Genomic DNA, 18,765 nt, shown 5'->3' with positions numbered 1-18,765 from the left:
CAACCGGTGTTTTCATCATTCAAGCCAGTCGAAGTTTTCGCAATTTTAAAATTATTAGAAAAGAAGGACTTTCTGAAAATTAAGAAGAATAATTAAGCAATTGATTAGACAAACGCACCTAAAAGGAGGTCTATTTGTTATGCGGGACGTGGTAATAGTCGCTGGTGCCCGTACACCAATCGGTGATTTTGGTGGTTCACTGCGGACGGTAACGGCCGGCAACCTGGCTGTAGTGGCGATAAAAGAAGTAATCAAAAGGGCTGGGATAGAAGCCGGAGAGATTGATGATGTCATCCTGGGTTGTTGTGTGCAGAGCAGCGAGGAGCCCAACGTAGGACGTACAGCCGCGCTTATGGCCGGCCTGCCTGATAATGTTACCGGCATGACCATTCAAAGGCAATGTGCATCAGGTCTTCAGGCCATTATTTCCGGGTGTCAGCAAATACAGACCGGCGACTCGGAAATCGTACTGGCTGGTGGGACCGAAAGTATGAGCACCGCTCCTTTTTTACTAAAACAAGCACGCTGGGGCATGCGCCTTCAGCACGGGCAAATAACCGATGCATTATGGGAAACCTTAACTGACCCAATTCATAAAATCCTGATGGGTGAAACTGCAGAACGCCTGGCGGACAAATATGGAATATCCAGAGAAGAGCAGGATATCATAGCATTCCGCAGCCATCAAAACGCTATCAACGCCATTAATAAAGGCTACTTCGCGGAAGAAATAATTCCGGTTCCTGTGCCCCAGCGCAAGGGTGACCCGGTCATGGTGGACAGGGATGAGCACCCCAGGGCTGACATAAGCCTGGCCAAACTTTCCAAACTACCTCCCGCTTTCAGAAAAAATGGCACGGTAACAGCGGGTAACGCATCAGGACTAAATGACGCCGCAGCGGCAGTTATACTGATGTCCGAAGAAAAAGCGCGTCAAAAAGGCCTTAAACCGCTGGCCAGAATAGTCAGTCACGCCAGGGCGGGAGTTGAACCCGACCTCATGGGCTACGGCCCGGTGCCGGCTATCAAGAAGGCCTTGCAGAGAGCCAACCTTACACTGGCCGATATTGACTTGATTGAACTAAATGAAGCTTTTGCCGCCCAATATTTAGCCTGCGAAAAATTGTTGGATTTGAACCGTGACATTGTTAACGTCAACGGCAGCGGTGTGGGTCTTGGTCACCCGGTTGGCTGCACCGGCGCCAGGATCACAGTCACTTTACTAAATGAGATGGCCAGGCGCAACGCTCGCTACGGGCTGGCCTCCCTATGTGTCGGCGGAGGTATGGGAGTTGCCCTGATCGTGGAAAGGGAGGTATAAATATGTCATTAAAAGCTATCGGTGTTGTCGGGGCCGGCACCATGGGAGCCGGGATCGCCCAGGTTTCGGCCGCTGCCGGCTACGAGGTGATAATGAGGGATGTTACCGAGGAGTTTGTCAACCGCGGCAGGTCCGTAATTGAAAAAAACCTGGCCCGCAGTGTAAGCAAACAAAAAATGAGCCAGGAACAGGCAGATGCACTGATGGGACGGATAAAGTGCACAACTAAATTGGAAGACCTGGCTGAATGCGATTTTGTTATCGAAGCAATTATTGAAAAAATGGAATTAAAAAAAGAACTTTATCGCGAGTTGGATAAAATCTGCAAACCCCAAACAATTTTTGCCTCCAACACCTCCGGTTTAAGTGTAACGGAGATGGCCGCAGTAACAAGCATGCCCAATAAATTCATCGGGATGCATTTCTTTAACCCGGTACCGGTTATGAAACTGGTAGAAATCATCAGGGCTGCCGAGACAGATGATGAAACAGTGGAGGTTACCCGGGAACTGGTCCGCAAAATGGGCAAAGAGCCGATAATGGTAAACGAAGCGCCGTTGTTTGCCGTCAACCGCATTCTTGTACCCATGCTTAACGAAGCCATGTTTGTATTAATGGAAGGGGTAGCCTCAGCTGAAGATATTGACAAAGGTATGCAGCTGGGCGCCAACCACCCCATCGGCCCCCTGGCCCTTTCGGATTTGATCGGCCTGGACACACTGCTTATGGTTTGTGAGACCCTTTATAATGAAACCGGTGATTCAAAATACCGCCCGTGCCCCCTGCTGCGTAAGCTGGTAAGAGCGGGGCATTTAGGCAGGAAAACCGGTCGTGGTTTTTACAAGTATTAATGTAACCACTCAGGAGTCAGTAGTCAGTATGAAAGAACGGTTTAGCGTCGCGAAGCATTCTGAATTCTGACCACTGAATTCTGAATGCCTGAAAATGGTAATTATTAAATAACTTATCAGCTCTATCCAGGAGGGGAGATACATGGAGGACAATCAAAGGCTGAACCCCCAGGAGAATGAATTTACCCCGGTTGCCAGCCACAGGTTTGCCATGCGGCAACTGGAAAATGCTTTATATGAGCATCCCGGTGTTGAAGAGGTGGCAGCGTTTTTCATTCCCGAGGAAAAAGGTCACGAGACACTCGTAGCATTTATCGTACCACGTCATGCTGATTTAACTGAAGAGGCGATCATGAAATTTTTAACCCAAAGCGGACAATTGGAACAGGAGAATTTGCCCGTCTCTGTAAAATTTGTTCCCAGAATTCCCAAATCGCCAAGCGGCAAAGTGCTTAAACTTAGACTGCTGGAGGATATCTGCACCTGATCAGCCATAAAAAACCTGCGAAAACCGCAGGTTTTTTTATTATTAACCTTAACCCGGGCAAAATATAAAAAGCCGGGAAATGATATAACCATCCCGGCCTGACAAAATACAAGTTAGGAGTGATTGCCCTGGAAACCGCCTGTGTAATTTGTAACTCCATGGAGACCCTCACCGTTGAGTGCAATTGCGGCTCAATTATGCATGACACCGGCCCGGTAACGGATTATAGCGGCCCTTATAGCCCCTACTTCAACCTCAGTTTTGAAAATAATTACTGCCGGCATCTTTTTAGTTGCCCCCAATGCGGTAACGACCGTGTTATAGCTATTCCTCTTGTTACCCCCTAAGGTAATATTAAACTGCGGAATATCAGTCTGTAATTGGCTTTTATCTTTCACCTATAAATATCTCCGGCATATTATAAATACAAAGTTGCCTGGTGAAAGGGGGACAATAATTGTCTAATGGAGTGACAAGGAATCCTTATACCCTGTTCTTAATTTTTATACTGTTATTACTTAGCACTGACAAGAGCGCCGATGTTAAACTCGGGTTCGTCAGGGGCATTATTGATCAAACGACACGGTCTCTAAGCACGTTAAGAGAAGGAATTAATGCCATGCAAATGAGCTTTGAGCATGCTCATTCTTTATTTATGGGTTCCACCGAAAAACCCGGCGAAACTGAATAAGTATTAGCCGTGAATAAGAGCAGGCAAGCACTTGGTGCAAACCCAGATGCTTTTACCTTCTTTGCGGCAGGGCAAAACAGCCACCTGGTCCTCGTTACGACCACAATTAAAACAGACCTGGGGAATATAGCTCCCCGGGTTTTGTTTTAGATGCTCCTCAACGGCACTCTCGTCAAAATCAGGTGCTTCTCTGGTTTCAACACTCAGCGCGCCCTGGGGACAGGCCCCGATGCAAAAGCCGGCGCCGTCGCACAAAGCTTCATTCTTCACCTTGGCCTTGCCGTTTTCTATCGTAATGGCCCCTTCCACACACGGGCTTACGCAAGCCCCGCAGCCGTTACATTTTTCTTCGTCTATTTTTACAATTTGTCTTCTGGCCATTTATATCACCTCTCCAATATTTTGCACTTTCATTATATAAAATATTGGAGCCAGATAAAGTAATTCATCTCGCAGCAGCAATGTGATTTTAATCACACTGCATGGACGGTATAATAATCAAGCACTTTTACCACCGCCTCGATTACGTCATCTGCGTCATTATCGGTCATCGCCGGGTAAAGCGGCAAGGTTAAAAGTTTGTGGTAGAGCTCCTCGGCCTTTGGGCAAAGACTGGTCTCCAGCGTACAAACGTCTGGGTGACCGATCCATAAATAATATGGATGCAGGAAAACGGGCAGGTAATGAACACCCACCTCAATATTTTCAGCCCGCAAGGCATTAAATATTTCCTTGCGGGACGCTTTTAGGTTTTCCGTGCGCAAGGCCAAAACGTAATAATGCCAGGTCGAACGTCCGCGGCTGTTTTGTTCCGGAAGTATTATAGCGGGGTGAGATGAAAATACCCTGTTGTACCTGTCAGCTATTCTGGCGCGCCGGCCGGTATACTCATCAACTCTGCTTAGCTGCGAAATACCCAGCGCTGCCTGCATACCGGTCATGCGGTAATTATAGCCCCGGTCCTGCATCTCTACGGTCCAGGGCCCTTCCGGCTTAACCTGTCTTTTAGGGTCATAAACCATTCCGTTTTCCCGAAACATGGTCAGCCATTGGTAAAGCTCTTCCGAATCAGTTGTTACCATTCCACCTTCGCCGGTATAACAATGCTGGGGTGAGCTAAAACTGAAAACAGTCAGATCACTTATGGCACCGATCTTTTGGCCTTCATACTCACCGCCCAGGGCGTGGGCCGCATCTTCTATGATAACAAGGCCCTTCGCCCGGGCCAATTCTTGCATGGCGTCCAGCTGGCACGGGTTACCGGCGTAATGCACGGGTATCAGCGCTTTGGTCCGGTCACTAATCTTCATCGCTACCATCTTTGGGTCCATATTAAAGGTGGCCGGATCAATATCAGCAAAGGTATGTATCCCCCCCTGGTAGAGAATGCAATTTGAAGTTGACGGGTGGGTGAGAGGTGTTGTGATTACCTCTTCCATATGACCTACTGCGGCAGACATCAGGGCAATGTGCAGCCCGGCCGCGCCGGAAGAAACCGCCACGGCGTATTTAGCTCCGGTATATGCAGCCATTTCTTGCTCAAACATATATACCGCTTCACCGCCGCTAAGTTTTCCACTGCGAAGCACTTCCGTCACCGCGTTTATATCCTTTTCGCTTAATACAGACTTGGCCATGGGCAACAAATTTTCCCTTACCGGCCTTCCTCCTGCTATTGCTGGCTTATTTGTCATCATGCGGGCTTTTCAGCCGTTCCCCCCAAACCTTTCAATATAGTAAAGCTACAGAAAAAATTTAGTGCCTTTGGCAGCTATTATTATGTGAATATAATAATTAATCTTCATCACAAGGGAGCATTATTTAATTAAGTTTGCGTAAATATAAAAAATTTTGTTTCATTTTCTTCATTTGATTGATTGTACTATATATTATAATGAAATACATGTCCATTGCAGGTATTTCCCGAATCAAACCAGAAACAATATATATCAATCATTAAGAAAGGTGCATATGCCCCTTTCCCGAAAATTATAAGGAGAGTGGTTTAATTGCCCATCGCTCAAAAAATAGAAGGTTTTTTATCCTCGTCCTCCTGGATTCGCCGGATGTTCGAGGAGGGTGAAAAGCTGCGTAAGATTTATGGTGCAGACAAGGTTTACGATTTTACTCTGGGCAACCCCGACGTTGAGCCTCCCGAAGCTTTCCACCGCGGGTTACTTGAAATCGCCAGCAAGCCGGCACCTGGAATGCACAGGTACATGAGCAACGCGGGTTACGTTGAAACCAGGCAGGCAATTGCCGGTGTTCTTGCCGAAGAAACCGGCAAAACTGTGACACCCGAGCATATAGTTATGACCTGCGGAGCAGGCGGCGGATTAAACGTGGTGCTAAAAACACTGCTAAACCCAGGTGAAGAAGTGGTTGTTCCAACTCCGTATTTTGTCGAATACCGGTTTTACGCTGATAACCACGGAGGTAGGATTAAAGAAGTTGATACCGGCAAAGACTTTCAACCTGACCTGGATGCACTGGAAAAAGCCATTGGGCCGCAAACCAGAGTCGTGCTGATCAATTCGCCCAATAACCCAACCGGTGTTGTCTATTCTGCTGAAATATTGGCTGCCATAGGCAGGTTATTGGATAAAAAAGAAAAAGAGCTGGGGGCTCCCATCTACCTGATTTCCGACGAACCTTACGCCAAAATCGTTTACGACGGGGTGGCCGTACCCAGCGTTTTCAACCATATCAAAAATTCAATTATTGTAACTTCTCACAGCAAGGACCTTGCTCTGCCGGGCGAACGAATCGGTTACATTGCCATAAATCCCGATATCAAAGACGCTGCACTTCTTTTCGAGGGCTTTGTGTTTTGCAACCGGACCCTGGGGTTTGTCAATGCGCCGGCATTAATTCAGCGACTGGTAACTCCCCTGCAGAGGGAACGGGTTGATGTAAATGAATACCGTGAAAAAAGGGACCTTTTGTATAATCATCTTACCGGACTTGGTTTTGATGTGGTAAAGCCCATGGGCGCGTTTTACCTGTTCCCCCGCTGCCCCATTGAAGACGACTTGGAATTTGTCCGCAGTGCCCAAAAATATAACCTGCTGCTGGTACCCGGCAGCGGTTTCGGAAAGCGCGGTTACTTTAGAATTTCTTACTGCATGAATATACAGATTATCCGCAATTCACTGCCGGCCTTCGAGCAGCTGGCTGCAGATTATAACCTCAAAGCTTAAAAACCATACTTTTTCTTCTTTGTCGTCAGATTATTGGGTGGGGTCTTATAAGGATTTTCCCGTAGGGCCTCGCCCTCTTTATCTTTGTCCCACAGCCCTTGCGGCGATTCCTCTTGCACCAGTTCATGCTTCATTAATATATACCCCCTTTCGATGATATTTTATTGTACCTTCGATTTTAAAACCCCATACGATAAAAAAAGCGCGTTCAATCAGTTCCCTTTAGCACGCGTTTTTTATACTTTAATCATTAGCTCTGGCCAAAGCGGAAAGGGGACACACCTCTTCGAGGAATGTCCCCAATTTATGGCCAGTTATACTTTCCCAAAGTGAAATAAAGAAATAAAACCCCGTCGTTATTCCGGGGTTTTATTGACTGGTTAATACTATTCTTCATCTTCAGTTAACATAATGACTTTTTCATGAATGTGTAAATTCAACTGTTGCAGCACCCTTTCCAGTGAATCGGCATCCTTTAAGGTAAAGCCGTTTTCCCAGCGTTCTATCAGGTACTTAATGAAGTCAAGGTACCCGGTGATCATAGTTAGTGTGTACAGGTCCTTGAAACGGTTGTTTGTTTCCGGTTGACACCTGTGTTCAGGGCTATTTTTATGCGAGAGCGTAAAATTGGATAAAGTCTCGTTGTCCCTGGTCCAGGTAAGTATTCCTTCGTGGACATAAAGTTCCTTTCCGCAAATGTCGCAAATGAACCTGGACATTGGCACCCTCCCCTCCAGAATAAAAGACATGGTAGCTTAACTATGATATAATATATCACAACATCGGCAAGGTAACTAGAACCTATAAATACATGATGTAAACTTTTTTTCCTTTTAAATATACCGGAGGTAATAATGAGGTCCTGGTACATAGAAGACGCCGGGGGTGGCTGTAGAGCTTTTTCTGAAGTTCTGGTGCTTGTTAGCGAAAATCCGTATTTGATCTATCAACGCTTAATGCCCTTGACCTGGAACAATAGCATAACTTTTGAGGAAATGGCCCGCCTTACTGTGGTTGAAATGATGATAGAAGCCGGAGCATCCCGAAGCGATTATTTTTATGTTTGCTCCGGCAACATTTTTAATGGACTGCATAAATGGCTCACTGAAAACGGCTATAACTGGGAAACGACAAAAATGGACGGTCTGGCCCACGATGTAGCAGAGAACGCTTTTCGAAATCAACTTCTAAAAGCCGGCTTTCCTGCAGATATTAAGCTTGAAGAGCGGAATTACAGGGAATTCTACCGAACGGTTGAATCCTGGATTAAAGCGGATCCAACCCGGAAACGTTTCCTCAAAGATATAGCTGTTCGGCGCAAGCCGGAGCAATACCGCTACTTGTTAAAGGGAAATTCCAGTCATACCCGTAAGTGCGCAAAATGTCAGAAAAAAATTTCCGCCTTCAGTCCCGTTGTACAATATAGATGCCGTGAAAACGGCAAGAAAAAAAACCGCTATTACCACCCCGAATGTTCACCTTATAAACCATATAAAAATAAGCTGGAGGAAGCCCACTTTCAATGGTTGGGCAGCGTGGTTTCGGGAGTGGTGCTGCCGGTTAAAAAAGCAGTACCCTGCAGCGTATGCGGGCGGGAAATACCGCCGGGAACCAGGGCAGTACATGCAGGCAGTGGTAAAAGGGTCATTTGCGGACACCCTGAATGTTTTAAGTTAAACGGTTAGGATTAATGCCGGGCCAAAGTTAAGGTAATCAGCGCTGGCAAGGTGAAAGTTAACGCCCCAGGCCCGGTCGGGCAGGCGATACCTGCAGGCCCGGGCATGAAGATGACCGTATACCACGGTATCCACCTGATATTTTTGAAACAACTCTATAAAACCGGAATAGTCATGTTTCTCATTTGTGGGCATATAATGCATCATTACAATTTTCCGGCCGGAACCGGCACTTTGCAGTGAATTTTCCAATCTTATCAATTCCCGGCGGTATATCTTTTCGTCCTCATCTTTAAAAAAAGAACCGCCGGGACAAAGCCATCCCCTGGTTCCGCAAATATTTACCCCGTTAATTTCCACATGATCATTTTGAATCATTGACATATTGGAAGGTACTGCCGACCTGATCCGGGAGATACTCTGCCACCAGTAGTCATGGTTGCCCTGGACGCAGATTATCCTCCCCGGCAAAAGACCCATGTAGCTCAGGTCAGGGTGTGCTTCTTCCAAGCGCATTGCCCATGATATGTCGCCCGGCACCAATACCACATCTTGATCGGTAACAACTCGCGTCCAGTTTTCATAAATTCTCTTAGCGTGCATATGCCAACTTGGTTCTAAATCTTCCATCGGCTTATATTCCTCATAATTTTCCCAGTTGGATACGTTCACCTCATGTTTAAATGACAAGTGCAAATCCCCAATAGCAAATATTTTCAATACATACCCTCCTGAATAAACAATAAATCACCGTTAAGGTGGTGAACTGATTTGAACGAGTATAAACTAATGACGGTAATACAAACCAAAGAATATGTTTATATTCGAATTTTTGTCAACGAAACACTGGTTAACCCGGAAGGCCTGATCAGATTAAAACACAGTGAATTGGACCAGCTTTTCCGAGACTTATTTAGAGGCTCAAAGGGAAAATGCATTAGGCTTAAAAGCATTAACACCTGATTTTTTTATTGTTTCGACCGGTAGGATATTTATTCCTGCCCTGCATGAATATTGGTTTAATCTGGAAGGCCAAGTTTAAACGCACTGCTTGTCCAATTTATACGTAAAGAAAATCTCCCAGATGGCTGGGAGGTTTTCTTTTGCAGTAATCTTACAGTAATTATAATTTCTTTTTATATACTCTATGTGTTTTGATGATTTCCGCCCCCATCAGTGGTTTTAGGATTTTACTTTTAATATCATTATTGCTGGAAGCCACCTGTGATGCCTCACCCCTGGTATAACCAAGCTTGCGGTAGTTGTTATACATTGCCTTTAATATTGCCTTGGGTATTCCTTTTTGCCTGAATTCCGGAATAACGCCACCTATTGCCAGCCTTATATATCCATCTTTGTCCCGCGCCGGCCTTATGTAAGGTATGGAAATCAACATGGCTGCCGGTTTGCCATTGACTTCAGCTATCAAAAAACAGCTTGGCGGGACATGGGTTGACAAACCCATCAGAAAACTTTGTGCTTCTTGCAAAGTCATGGGAATAAAACCAAATATCTCGGTCATAGCCCGGTTGTTGATCTCTTGCATAATACCAGCTTCCTTAATAAAGTTAGCGTAGTTTACAGGCCTAACCACCAATCCAGGCAAATCAATTTCCCGGGTTAATTTTTCAGGGAGCGCCTTAGGAAGCTCCCATTTAAAGGAATCCAATTCATGTATTTTTTCCAGGCCCGCACCTTCCACAATTTTTTGATAATAAGGAGGGTTATAAGGTAGCTCATCACCAGCCTCCTGTTCAAAACCTTTGATCAATATCCCGACTTGTTGATTTGAATTTAATGTTGCGGGACCAATCATTTCTGTTTTGCCCTGTTCTTTTAGCCAGCCTGCAGCCGCGTCGATAAGCGCCCCGGCTACATCAACGTTTTCTATACACTCAAAGCAGCCCCAAAATCCTTCCCAGTTGCGAGGATTTAAATTGTCAATGGTTGCACTTATCCTCCCAACAGGTTTTCCATTCATTATGGCTACGAAATTGGCATATTTTAAATGCTGCAAAGTTGGATTAGACATAGGATCAAATCGCATCGATGTATTAAAGCTGTTAACGGCAGGCGGCACCGATTCCCTGCCATAAACCAGCGAGGGAACATTTAAGAATGCCTGCTTTTCGGCAAAACTTGCCACTTTTATAATTTTGGGCTTCATACCTTACCCCCGTTTACTGAGTAACCTTATAGTTAGCTCCGTTATTTTTCCCGGAGGTTCAAAAATCCGGGCTTGCTTTATTTCTCATGTTATTCAACGGATGATAGAAAGGTTAACAATAAATCCTTAAAAAAAATTTTACCTGTGCTGTTAATTTGTAACATCTTGGCATTTCTTGTTATATATTGGTACTAAAGAGGAGGGATATTTTAATGGGATATGGATTTTACCCGCCAGCTGGACCTCCAGCAAAAGAAAAAGCCCCCGGCAAACCGAAAAAAGGAAAAGCAGCTCAAGACAAAAATCCTAAAGGGAAAACCCCTAAAGGCTGGAGAATGCAAGCTCACGAAGCCGGCAAACCAAACCAAATGCCCGGTATGGGACCCGGCTCAGCATGTGGCCCGACAGGTCCTTGCGACCCTGACGCTGGGTACGGAGCCGGCTATGGTCCTGGTTATGGTCCCGGCTACGGCCACGGTCCCGGGCATGGCCACGGTCCCGGGTATGGCTACGGCCCCGGTTACGGCCCCGGCTATGGCTACGGGCCGGGTATGGAACCCGGATATGGACCCGGCTACTTCTTCGGACCCGGCCCCTGGATGGGACCATGGGGATTTTACGCCAAGAAAAAAGTTAAAAAGAAATAATTCGGTGCCTGTTCAAAATACCCGGGTATATAACCCGGGTGTTTTATTAACGTAAAGCTATTTTAAAAATCTGATGGTGCCTCATATAGCGGCATGGAAGTGTATTTATTTCATACCTCTTTCATGCTTCTTGAGATATGAATGATATTTATGCATGAGGATCCGGGTTAATTTACCGGTCCTGCCATCTCCCACCCTGTGCCGGTCAATCGCAACCACAGGCATAATACCCATTATTGAGTTGGTAATGAAACATTCTTCAGCCTGCAGCAGGTCGGAATAATTAAAATAGCCCTCGATACAGCGGCAGGCCGGACCGGCTAATTTATCAATAACCAAACCGCGGACAATGCCGGGAAGCAAGCCCGCATCAACAGGCGGAGTAATTAATTGGTTTTCCTTGACCACAAATACATTACTGGCCGAACATTCGGCTACATGCCCCTGCGTATTTAAGAACAAACACTCGTTAAAACCCAGAACTCCGGCCTTTTTGCGACAGATTAGATTCTCCAGATAATTTGCTGTTTTATGTCTAACCAAAGGTGATTTTTCATTGCGTGGATAACCCGACGTCATTATGGAAAATCCCTTTTCATATTGTTCTGAATGATAAGGCACACCCTCACGGATGGTTAGGATGGTCTTGCCCGATTTATCTTCATCTGAGCCTGCGGTTACCGCAAGTCGCAAAACCCCTTCGCCGATACCTGATTTTTCTATTCCTTCCTCGCACATCGCCAAAAGGTCCTCTGTATTCATGGGCATTAATAATTCCAGTTCAGCTGCAGAGCCGGCCATTCGCTGCAGGTGCGGTTGCAATAATACAGGCCTGCCTTCCTTTACCAGAACCGTTTCAAATAAACTAAAACCATATAATAACCCGGCATCACCGGTATCAATTGTTAAACTTGCTTTCGTGGCAGGCTTGCCGTCGATAAGATGATACTTTCTCATTTTTCGCCCCCTGCTATGCTAAAATCATTACAACTGTTTTCCAAGCCCAACGCCCTTACCAAAGCCCTGGCCTTATCCAGGGTTTCCACGTACTCTTTGTGCGGGTCGGAATCAGCCGTGATACCGCCGCCGACCTGGAAATACAGTTTACCCCGTGAAGCGAGTATTGTCCGGATGACAATATTCAGATCGGCGCGGCCGTCAAAACCAAGGTAACCGACGGAGCCGGTATAAACACCCCGGCGAACCGGTTCCATCTCTTCAATAATCTCCATCGCCCTGATTTTTGGTGCTCCAGTAATGGATCCCCCGGGAAATGACGCGGCCAGCAAGTCTGTTACATCATAACCGGAAGCCAGTCGCCCCTCAACAGTTGAAACCAGGTGGAAAACCGTAGCATATTCCTCCAGACGGTATAGTTCCGGCACTTTAACGGTGCCAATTTCACAAACCCGGCCCAGATCGTTACGCTCCAAATCCACTATCATCATCAGTTCAGCCCGGTCCTTTTCACTTTGCAATAATTCCTGGCGCAGCCGGTTATCTTCCCCCGGGGTATTACCCCGGGGTCTGGTGCCCTTGATCGGCCTTGTTTCCACCACGCTGCCGTCAACCTTTAAAAACCGTTCGGGTGAGGCTGATATGATCTCGAACTCGCCGCAGGATAAAAATGCTGCAAAGGGAGCCGGGTTAATTCTTCTCAACCTGCGATATAACTCCCATGCATCAACTGTTTGGCCGGTACAAAAACGCTGCGATAGATTAACCTGAAAAATATCGCCGGCTGCAATGTATTCAACTGCCCGCCGTACCATATTTCGGTATTCTTCCGGGGAAAAGTTGGAAACAAGCTGATTATCTTTATCTTTACAAATCCTTGTTCCGGCAAAGCTTCTTGAAATAGTTTCTTCCGTTAGGGCTTGCTCAATTGCCTCCAACCGCCGGGTCGCCCTGAATTTGGCATCGGAACCCTGTTCGGGCAGCCCCGTGGATATCACTGTAATTTTACCGGTGATTATGTCAACAGCCAAAACTGTATCATAAAAACCTAAAAAAAGATCAGGCATATTTAAATCGTCACTTGCCCATTCAGGTAGCTTTTCAAACTGCCGGCCCAGATCATAACTGAAGTAGCCCACCGCCCCGCCATTGAACGGAAAAAATTCATTATTGCGAGGCATGGCGTATTTTTTTAGCAGACGCTTGAGTTCCTGCAAAGGAGAACCGGTAAATCTTGATATTTTATCGCCCCGGGTGATGGTAATGTTTTGCCCCTTACTGCTCATTACTAAAAATGGATCAACACCGACAAATGAATGGTGGCCCAAGCCGTTGACCAGCATGCCTGTATCCAGTAAAAAGGGAAATGGCAATTGGCTTAAACGTTCAAATATTTCCAGGGCATCCAACCGGCACTGAATATTTTTGTAGATAGGTGGTTTAACCGGCACACCGTATGTCCTTTCAAATTTATAAAATAGTTGGCCAGTATCTTTTTGCCATAAACAGTTAATATCGACTCGGGATGAAACTGCACGCCCTCAATGGGCAGGTGCTTGTGCCTTACCCCCATAATTTCGCCGCGACCGGTACTGGCCGTCACCAAAAGACAATCAGGCAAGCTCGACTCCTCCAATATCAGCGAATGGTACCGGGCTACCGGCATCGGGCTTGGCAATCCATTATAAATGCCCCTTCGATCATGGAAAACCATAGACGTCTTACCATGCATCAGCCTGGTGGCCCTAACTACCTTACCTCCCAAGGCCTGCCCAATTGTTTGGTGGCCCAGGCATACTCCCAGCATGGCAAACTTGCCGGCCAGTTTCCTCACCAACTCCAGGGATATCCCCGCTTCGTCAGGAGTACACGGCCCGGGAGAAAGCACAATGCATTCCGGGTTAAGCTCTTCTATTTCAGGTATTGAAATTTTGTCGTTGCGATAAACTATAACTTTCTTGCCTAATTCCGAAATGTATTGATATAGATTATAAACAAATGAATCGTAATTATCGATTAAAAGAACCATATTAATTATCCCTCCAATTAAAAAAACCAGCACAAAAATGCTGGTTCTCACCCCACCGGTCTACGAGTCGTCTCTTCTAACAACCATTTCTCAACTGTACTCAGCTTTGCTCAACTTTAAATTGTCAAAGACATGTTAATATAACCCGTGCGTTTTTGTCAATAAATTAATAAACTATCATCACGGATTTTTTACCAACAGGCTTCCATTTAGTTATCTTTTCATAGCGTAACAGGAAAGAGGACACACCTCATCTTTGGGGTCATAGCTTTGAGGTCGGAGGAATGTCCCGGATACTGCCCCGCATTATTTCTTTCCTGAGATAATTGATTACAATATTATCAGTAGGGAACGCCAGTTGCGGAACCTTGTGCAGGTCAAAGTAGCCAATTTCGTCAAGGTCGTCTCCAGCCTTCGGGAAGCCTTCCCTAACCCTGGCTAAAAACCATATTCCAACTGTGTGGTTTTCTGGATTGTGAAAGTTGGATTGCACTGTAAAAACACGAATCAAATCGATGTCCAAATTTGTCTCTTCTTTAAATTCCCTGGTAATAGCATCATAAACATCTTCATCATATTCCACATAACCACAGGGAATGCACCATAATCCCTGATACTGGCCTTCCTTTCTACGGCCCAGTAATATTTGATTTTTATCGTTTAATACAATGGCAGCCACACCCACTACCGGATTCTCATATAAAACATACGTGCATGAGACGCAGGTTAAACGTGGTATCCCCTGGTAATAACGGTAATTAAGCTTTCCACCGCATTTGGGACAATAAAAGAACCTTTGTTTAAGTTTGTCCGGCATGCAAACCACTCCGATCAAACAAAATTACGGGAGAACTTTTTTAAAAAAGCGTCAGTCACCCCGGCAATTCTATCTTTTCCCAGTAATGCATTCAACCAGCGTTTTGGAATAGCCTCATAACCATAGTAAGCACCGGCCAAACCACCCATAATATTACCTGCGGTATCTGTATCGCCACCAAGGTTAACAACTTTAACCAGCGCTTCTTCAAAAGTCTCTGTATGCAGGAAGCATTGCAGTGTCGCCCCAAGGGTATCCAAAGCTTTACCTTTCGGTATAATATTTACGGCACCTGATTGGACCGCTTTAACAACATACCAGAAGAAACTCGCCGGGTTAATATCTAACCGGGCGCACTGTTCATCCGTAAACTGAAGTGATTTTGTAAATAATTCCCTTTTATTACCCTTCAAACATGCAGCCACTCCCACCAGGTAGTTATAAAAGATGCAGCATGCTGCGCTTTCCTGGCTATGGTGGGTCATGGAAGCAATATCCACTGACCAATAAGCCATGTCGCGAGGGTTGTTCCAATACGCAAAGGTAACCGGTAAGGTGCGCATCAAAGCGCCATTGCTGTCTAATTTGTTCAGAGACTTGGCGGTTATTACCGATGCTTCTTTCCAACTACCGCAGCGGAGGTAGCTTTCGAAGGAACGTGCAGTGGTGGTGCCAATATCCCTGGGATTTGAATAATACCAGCGTAAAAACCTTCTACCTATTTCCTCAATGGGATAAGCTGGATTGGCCAGGATACCTTCGGCAACCATAATTATCATTTGCGTATCATCAGTATACTCACCCGGTTGAAGGTCCAGCCAGCCCCCACCGAGTATTTCGGTGACCGTACCGTGGCGGTTTGCTATTTCCTCACTGCTCATATTCTCAAGGGCTCCACCAAGGGCGTCACCCACGGCGGCACCCCAAAAAGAGCCTTTTATATAGTCATTCATTTAACCATCCACCTATATGTTTATTATTCCGAATCATTTATCAATTCTACATTTATCTTAAATTGCCTGCTAAATAAAAAAACCAGCCCAGTTTATTTCAGGCCGGCTACTGCATTGCTTCCACCAAACAAAAGGATTTGGCGGTTACCCCGTCTAAATGACTAAGATCGTTTACCATCGATTTTGTTTCATTTTCCGTTGCTTGTACCGTAAGGGTAATGATTCCCCTTTCCCTGGTTGGGTCCGGAATTCCAGAGCGACTTATTATCTGAGAGCCGTACTTGGTTAGTACCTGCTGAACTTCCGGGGCATGGGAGGCCCTGTTTTCCACCAGAATTCCGACAATGCAAATATCTTTGGACATAATATTCCCCCAAAGTAATGTAGTATTGAGATATTATACCCAATACTACAGCGAAATATTGCTTATTTCGTAATGCCCGCTACGCCACGGGGACGGTTCCATCGTCTTCCTTTCGGCCCTTCGCTACGCTCAGGGGACGCTCGAACCGTCCCCACGGCTCCGCTACCTTTAATTTTCGCTGTAGTACTAAAATCTTAACTGGTTATACAAAAATTCAACCCCTACTCCGTTTGGTAGGGGTTGACCTATGACAACATCGTCTTGCATTTATCCGCGTTAAATTTAATTAAGCCCGGGCAGCCGTTGGCCCAACGGTAAATACACTTGCTGCATTTATCACAAAGGCTGACTCTATTTTTAGATGCCATGTAAACCCCTCCCTGATTAAAATTATATATTTTTATATGTTTATTTTACAATAAATGTACTTATTTTGGTTAAAGCACTATAAAAATTATGTTACATTTTTGTTAATCTTAACATCATAAATAAAAAACTCCTCGTATTGGTGAGGAGCATTGGAACTTTAACTATTAAGAACAGGGAAATCTGATATTTTCGTTGAATTCCTTACTTGAGGTGACTTTGATGAATATTGAGGCCATAATAGAAAAAAACAAAGCGGAGATCTACAAGCTAAAGCAGCAGATGGAGGAAACCTCCGGCCCAAAAGAAAAACGAATACTGAAACGCCGGTTAGCCCAACTACAAATAGAGCAATTAAAATATTTAAATAAATTGGGGTGAAAGCAATTTTGGGACTAACCCGGCGTGTCCGGGCATAAAACAATCTATTACGTATTAAGAGAGTTTAATATTATTATTTAAATCCAGCTTCATTATATGTGCGGCAGCCACCATTTTTGCGTTAAGCACATCCGGTGTTTGTACCGGGGCCAATTCAGCCTGCTGTTTAACAGAAGCATTACCATTAACGCAATTAAATATTTCCTCGCTTAAAGTTTTTCGACTCTCGTCGTATTGGGCGAAACTGATGGCGGCTGAAAAAACATCCCTTAATAAATTCCTTTCCATTTCCGGGTCAAATTCCGGAAGGTACACCCGGTTTCCCCTGTATATTTCTATCAAAGCAGCCAGCAGATATTGAGAGTCATTGTTCTTAGCCATATCACCCATATTAATTTCACTCCTTAATTAAAAATTTTTTTAGTTTAATGCAAATTTAATTTAACCAGACCGGCAGCGGTGCGCCAGGCAAGGTCTTCAAAAGACTCATGGTCCGGGCACACCTGCTCCAATAAATCATATAAAATTTTAACCGGGTATGCCATACCCATTGGATAATCACTGCCAAAAACCATACGCCCGCTGTACTTACTTATTATCTCTTGTATTTGCCCAGTCAGCTTGGTACCCGGTCTGCAAAAAGAAAGTGTATTGGTTGCATCCAAAAAAAGGTTTGGATACTGTTCCAGAATTCTATCCCATTTGGAACAATGCATGTCTCCGAATAGCATGTGCGAAGCAATGACTTTTAACCGCGGGAACCTGGCAAGTAAGGCTAAAAATTCTTCCTCCAATGATTCCATACCGTAGAATTTTGAAAAACCCGTATGCATGTTAACAGGGCAGCCTATCTCCTGTAAAACAGCATAAACAGGCAGCATCCCCGGATCCAGGATCTTAAACCGCTGAACATAAGGGTGAAATTTAAATCCCGTTAATTTTAAGTTTTCTAAAGAATCCCGGATAATCTCCTCCTTATCTTCATCCCCGGGATGTAAAGATGCAAATGGAATCACTTCGGGATGCCTGTCTGCAAACTCCCTCTGCCAGCGGTTGATCTCCCGGCTTTCACCCGACTGCAGCGGGTAAAAATAATTAATTATGTAGTCCGCGCCTGCAGTTTTCATATGCTGCAGCAATTCACCGGCAGGCGTTTCCAGGTCCAATTGTTCATATTCCTTGACTGCCTTTCTGATCCATTTAATGCCCCCCTTGACCCTGTACGGGGTCATCAGGTGTGCATGACTGTCTATAAAATATTTCGGCTTGGACAACTACAGGCCTCCCTTCCGGCTCGCTCCTTAGTAAGAGTATTCAATAACAACTGCCACTACATTAAATTCTACGCCACTCAATAAAATCCTGGAATTTTTTCTTAGGACAGTCCTTCAGGCACAAGTACCTATACTTATCTGTCATTGCCAGGAGCAAAGAGACGTGGCAATCTCTTCTGCCGCCGGTCATCTGGAAAAATAAGAAACGAAAGCAAAAAGCCTCTGGCTTTATTACCAAAGGCTTTTTAAAATTAAGTCCGGCAACGGCCTGCTCTCCCAGGGACAAGCCCAAGTACCATCGGCGCTGGAGAGCTTAACTTCCGTGTTCGGTATGGGAACGGGTGTATCCTCTCCGCTATGGTCACCGGAAAACTTATTGGACGTTATATTTAAGTTAACTTTCAGGTGCCTGGCACCTTTTTGTTAACTTATCGTTCCTTCAAAACTGCACAGCGCTTTTTTAAGCAAGGTAGTTTACCTGTCGCCTTCATCTGGTCAAGCCCTCGACCTATTAGTACCGGTCCGCTAAACACATTGCTGTGCTTACACGCCCGGCCTATCTACCTGGTAGTCTGCCAGGGGTC

At 45.3% G+C, this 18,765-nt stretch carries 25 protein-coding genes and 2 rRNA genes; 9 read left to right on the top strand and 18 right to left on the bottom strand.

Going from position 1 to position 18,765, the window contains the following annotated elements; all coding sequences use genetic code 11:
* The first annotated feature begins 139 nt into the window (after positions 1-139).
* The 3 genes from H569_RS0111675 (at position 140) to H569_RS0111660 (ending at position 2,659) form a co-directional block, all read left to right on the top strand.
* Complete coding sequence (locus H569_RS0111675; protein ID WP_027365129.1) at positions 140-1,321, top strand: acetyl-CoA C-acetyltransferase; 1,182 nt, start codon at positions 140-142, stop codon at positions 1,319-1,321.
* A gap of 2 nt (positions 1,322-1,323) precedes the next feature.
* Complete coding sequence (locus H569_RS0111670) at positions 1,324-2,172, top strand: 3-hydroxybutyryl-CoA dehydrogenase (RefSeq protein ID WP_027365128.1); 849 nt, start codon at positions 1,324-1,326, stop codon at positions 2,170-2,172.
* Positions 2,173-2,314: 142 nt separating this feature from the next.
* Positions 2,315-2,659 carry an AMP-binding enzyme gene (locus tag H569_RS0111660; RefSeq protein WP_027365127.1) on the top strand — a complete coding sequence of 115 codons (345 nt, stop codon included), beginning with the start codon at positions 2,315-2,317 and terminating at the stop codon, positions 2,657-2,659.
* A gap of 191 nt (positions 2,660-2,850) precedes the next feature.
* On the opposite strand, the gene H569_RS22790 is transcribed toward H569_RS0111660, so the two are convergent.
* Positions 2,851-3,057 (bottom strand): hypothetical protein, encoded by a 207-nt coding sequence (locus H569_RS22790; RefSeq protein WP_027365126.1) that lies wholly within the window; start codon positions 3,055-3,057, stop codon positions 2,851-2,853.
* Between the two features lie 59 nt (positions 3,058-3,116).
* Between H569_RS22790 and H569_RS0111650 the strand changes: the two genes are divergently transcribed.
* Positions 3,117-3,350 (top strand): hypothetical protein, encoded by a 234-nt coding sequence (locus tag H569_RS0111650; RefSeq protein ID WP_027365125.1) that lies wholly within the window; start codon positions 3,117-3,119, stop codon positions 3,348-3,350.
* Between the two features lie 3 nt (positions 3,351-3,353).
* Here H569_RS0111650 and H569_RS0111645 read toward each other — a convergent pair whose 3' ends face one another.
* On the bottom strand, positions 3,354-3,731 hold the full coding sequence (locus tag H569_RS0111645; RefSeq protein WP_027365124.1) for an ATP-binding protein: 378 nt from the start codon (positions 3,729-3,731) through the stop codon (positions 3,354-3,356).
* 92 nt (positions 3,732-3,823) lie between these two features.
* Positions 3,824-5,047, bottom strand: a complete 1,224-nt coding sequence (locus tag H569_RS0111635) for a DegT/DnrJ/EryC1/StrS family aminotransferase (protein ID WP_238492538.1) — start codon at positions 5,045-5,047, stop codon at positions 3,824-3,826.
* A 312-nt stretch (positions 5,048-5,359) separates the two neighbouring features.
* On the opposite strand from H569_RS0111635, the gene H569_RS0111630 reads away from it, so the two are divergent.
* Entirely contained in the window at positions 5,360-6,550 is a 1,191-nt protein-coding gene (locus H569_RS0111630; protein ID WP_027365122.1) for a pyridoxal phosphate-dependent aminotransferase, read from the top strand.
* Here the strand turns inward: H569_RS0111630 and H569_RS22575 are convergent.
* Positions 6,547-6,684, bottom strand: coding sequence for a hypothetical protein (locus tag H569_RS22575; RefSeq protein ID WP_157833527.1), 138 nt, complete (start codon positions 6,682-6,684; stop codon positions 6,547-6,549). The genes H569_RS0111630 and H569_RS22575 overlap by 4 nt on opposite strands.
* A 252-nt stretch (positions 6,685-6,936) precedes the next feature.
* The gene (locus H569_RS0111620) at positions 6,937-7,269 is read right to left on the bottom strand and encodes a hypothetical protein (protein ID WP_027365121.1); all 333 of its coding nucleotides are present in this window, start codon (positions 7,267-7,269) and stop codon (positions 6,937-6,939) included.
* A 135-nt stretch (positions 7,270-7,404) separates the two neighbouring features.
* Between H569_RS0111620 and H569_RS0111615 the strand changes: the two genes are divergently transcribed.
* Positions 7,405-8,235: a hypothetical protein gene (locus H569_RS0111615; RefSeq protein WP_027365120.1), complete on the top strand. Its 831-nt coding sequence runs from the start codon at positions 7,405-7,407 to the stop codon at positions 8,233-8,235.
* Here the strand turns inward: H569_RS0111615 and H569_RS0111610 are convergent.
* On the bottom strand, positions 8,224-8,946 hold the full coding sequence (locus H569_RS0111610) for a metallophosphoesterase (protein ID WP_027365119.1): 723 nt from the start codon (positions 8,944-8,946) through the stop codon (positions 8,224-8,226). The two genes, H569_RS0111615 and H569_RS0111610, sit on opposite strands and share 12 nt — an antisense overlap.
* Before the next feature lie 51 nt (positions 8,947-8,997).
* Here H569_RS0111610 and H569_RS0111605 point away from each other — a divergent pair, with 51 nt between their 5' ends.
* Positions 8,998-9,189 carry a hypothetical protein gene (locus H569_RS0111605; RefSeq protein WP_027365118.1) on the top strand — a complete coding sequence of 64 codons (192 nt, stop codon included), beginning with the start codon at positions 8,998-9,000 and terminating at the stop codon, positions 9,187-9,189.
* A 160-nt stretch (positions 9,190-9,349) separates the two neighbouring features.
* Here the strand turns inward: H569_RS0111605 and H569_RS0111600 are convergent, their stop codons facing one another.
* Positions 9,350-10,393 carry a GNAT family N-acetyltransferase gene (locus H569_RS0111600; protein ID WP_027365117.1) on the bottom strand — a complete coding sequence of 348 codons (1,044 nt, stop codon included), beginning with the start codon at positions 10,391-10,393 and terminating at the stop codon, positions 9,350-9,352.
* Between the two features lie 212 nt (positions 10,394-10,605).
* On the opposite strand from H569_RS0111600, the gene H569_RS0111595 reads away from it, so the two are divergent.
* On the top strand, positions 10,606-11,040 hold the full coding sequence (locus tag H569_RS0111595) for a hypothetical protein (protein WP_081410994.1): 435 nt from the start codon (positions 10,606-10,608) through the stop codon (positions 11,038-11,040).
* 105 nt (positions 11,041-11,145) lie between these two features.
* Here the strand turns inward: H569_RS0111595 and H569_RS0111590 are convergent, their stop codons facing one another.
* From H569_RS0111590 to H569_RS23365, 7 genes are all read right to left on the bottom strand, one after another.
* Positions 11,146-11,997 (bottom strand): aminotransferase class IV, encoded by an 852-nt coding sequence (locus H569_RS0111590; protein WP_027365115.1) that lies wholly within the window; start codon positions 11,995-11,997, stop codon positions 11,146-11,148.
* Entirely contained in the window at positions 11,994-13,448 is a 1,455-nt protein-coding gene (pabB, locus tag H569_RS20220) for an aminodeoxychorismate synthase, component I (protein WP_051273611.1), read from the bottom strand. The genes H569_RS0111590 and pabB overlap by 4 nt, the downstream gene beginning before the upstream one ends.
* The gene (locus H569_RS20215; protein WP_051273619.1) at positions 13,376-14,026 is read right to left on the bottom strand and encodes an anthranilate synthase component II; all 651 of its coding nucleotides are present in this window, start codon (positions 14,024-14,026) and stop codon (positions 13,376-13,378) included. The genes pabB and H569_RS20215 overlap by 73 nt, the downstream gene beginning before the upstream one ends.
* Positions 14,027-14,288: 262 nt before the next feature.
* Entirely contained in the window at positions 14,289-14,843 is a 555-nt protein-coding gene (locus H569_RS20210; RefSeq protein ID WP_051273610.1) for a nucleotide triphosphate diphosphatase NUDT15, read from the bottom strand.
* 14 nt (positions 14,844-14,857) lie between these two features.
* Positions 14,858-15,796 carry an ADP-ribosylglycohydrolase family protein gene (locus tag H569_RS0111570; protein WP_027365114.1) on the bottom strand — a complete coding sequence of 313 codons (939 nt, stop codon included), beginning with the start codon at positions 15,794-15,796 and terminating at the stop codon, positions 14,858-14,860.
* A gap of 106 nt (positions 15,797-15,902) precedes the next feature.
* The gene (locus H569_RS0111565; RefSeq protein WP_027365113.1) at positions 15,903-16,160 is read right to left on the bottom strand and encodes a TM1266 family iron-only hydrogenase system putative regulator; all 258 of its coding nucleotides are present in this window, start codon (positions 16,158-16,160) and stop codon (positions 15,903-15,905) included.
* Positions 16,161-16,405: 245 nt separating this feature from the next.
* Complete coding sequence (locus H569_RS23365) at positions 16,406-16,528, bottom strand: hypothetical protein (RefSeq protein WP_257720109.1); 123 nt, start codon at positions 16,526-16,528, stop codon at positions 16,406-16,408.
* A 220-nt stretch (positions 16,529-16,748) separates the two neighbouring features.
* Between H569_RS23365 and H569_RS22785 the strand changes: the two genes are divergently transcribed.
* Positions 16,749-16,907, top strand: coding sequence for a hypothetical protein (locus H569_RS22785; RefSeq protein WP_169726467.1), 159 nt, complete (start codon positions 16,749-16,751; stop codon positions 16,905-16,907).
* 54 nt (positions 16,908-16,961) lie between these two features.
* Here the strand turns inward: H569_RS22785 and H569_RS0111550 are convergent, their stop codons facing one another.
* The 4 genes from H569_RS0111550 to H569_RS0111535 all read right to left on the bottom strand — a co-directional run.
* Complete coding sequence (locus H569_RS0111550) at positions 16,962-17,297, bottom strand: hypothetical protein (RefSeq protein ID WP_207637555.1); 336 nt, start codon at positions 17,295-17,297, stop codon at positions 16,962-16,964.
* Between the two features lie 35 nt (positions 17,298-17,332).
* Positions 17,333-18,181 carry an amidohydrolase family protein gene (locus H569_RS0111545; protein ID WP_027365111.1) on the bottom strand — a complete coding sequence of 283 codons (849 nt, stop codon included), beginning with the start codon at positions 18,179-18,181 and terminating at the stop codon, positions 17,333-17,335.
* Positions 18,182-18,436: 255 nt separating this feature from the next.
* A 5S ribosomal RNA gene (gene rrf / locus H569_RS0111540) occupies positions 18,437-18,550 on the bottom strand.
* 122 nt (positions 18,551-18,672) lie between these two features.
* Positions 18,673-18,765: ribosomal RNA gene (locus H569_RS0111535) — 23S ribosomal RNA — on the bottom strand; the annotation flags it as partial.

The sequence above is a fragment of the Desulfotruncus alcoholivorax DSM 16058 genome (genome assembly GCF_000430885.1).
Classification (GTDB): domain Bacteria; phylum Bacillota; class Desulfotomaculia; order Desulfotomaculales; family Desulfallaceae; genus Desulfotruncus; species Desulfotruncus alcoholivorax.
This window is presented reverse-complemented; position numbering and strand designations above follow the sequence as displayed.

Coding starts and splice junctions, on each gene's coding strand:
- H569_RS0111675 (WP_027365129.1), top strand. CDS start 140: ATGCGGGACGTGGTAATAGTCGCTGGTGCCCGTACACCAATCGGTGAT.
- H569_RS0111670 (WP_027365128.1), top strand. CDS start 1,324: ATGTCATTAAAAGCTATCGGTGTTGTCGGGGCCGGCACCATGGGAGCC.
- H569_RS0111660 (WP_027365127.1), top strand. CDS start 2,315: ATGGAGGACAATCAAAGGCTGAACCCCCAGGAGAATGAATTTACCCCG.
- H569_RS0111645 (WP_027365124.1), bottom strand. CDS start 3,731: ATGGCCAGAAGACAAATTGTAAAAATAGACGAAGAAAAATGTAACGGC.
- H569_RS0111635 (WP_238492538.1), bottom strand. CDS start 5,047: ATGATGACAAATAAGCCAGCAATAGCAGGAGGAAGGCCGGTAAGGGAA.
- H569_RS22575 (WP_157833527.1), bottom strand. CDS start 6,684: ATGAAGCATGAACTGGTGCAAGAGGAATCGCCGCAAGGGCTGTGGGAC.
- H569_RS0111620 (WP_027365121.1), bottom strand. CDS start 7,269: ATGTCCAGGTTCATTTGCGACATTTGCGGAAAGGAACTTTATGTCCAC.
- H569_RS0111615 (WP_027365120.1), top strand. CDS start 7,405: ATGAGGTCCTGGTACATAGAAGACGCCGGGGGTGGCTGTAGAGCTTTT.
- H569_RS0111600 (WP_027365117.1), bottom strand. CDS start 10,393: ATGAAGCCCAAAATTATAAAAGTGGCAAGTTTTGCCGAAAAGCAGGCA.
- H569_RS0111595 (WP_081410994.1), top strand. CDS start 10,606: ATGGGATATGGATTTTACCCGCCAGCTGGACCTCCAGCAAAAGAAAAA.
- H569_RS0111590 (WP_027365115.1), bottom strand. CDS start 11,997: ATGAGAAAGTATCATCTTATCGACGGCAAGCCTGCCACGAAAGCAAGT.
- H569_RS20215 (WP_051273619.1), bottom strand. CDS start 14,026: ATGGTTCTTTTAATCGATAATTACGATTCATTTGTTTATAATCTATAT.
- H569_RS20210 (WP_051273610.1), bottom strand. CDS start 14,843: ATGCCGGACAAACTTAAACAAAGGTTCTTTTATTGTCCCAAATGCGGT.
- H569_RS0111570 (WP_027365114.1), bottom strand. CDS start 15,796: ATGAATGACTATATAAAAGGCTCTTTTTGGGGTGCCGCCGTGGGTGAC.
- H569_RS0111565 (WP_027365113.1), bottom strand. CDS start 16,160: ATGTCCAAAGATATTTGCATTGTCGGAATTCTGGTGGAAAACAGGGCC.
- H569_RS23365 (WP_257720109.1), bottom strand. CDS start 16,528: ATGGCATCTAAAAATAGAGTCAGCCTTTGTGATAAATGCAGCAAGTGT.
- H569_RS22785 (WP_169726467.1), top strand. CDS start 16,749: ATGAATATTGAGGCCATAATAGAAAAAAACAAAGCGGAGATCTACAAG.
- H569_RS0111550 (WP_207637555.1), bottom strand. CDS start 17,297: ATGGGTGATATGGCTAAGAACAATGACTCTCAATATCTGCTGGCTGCT.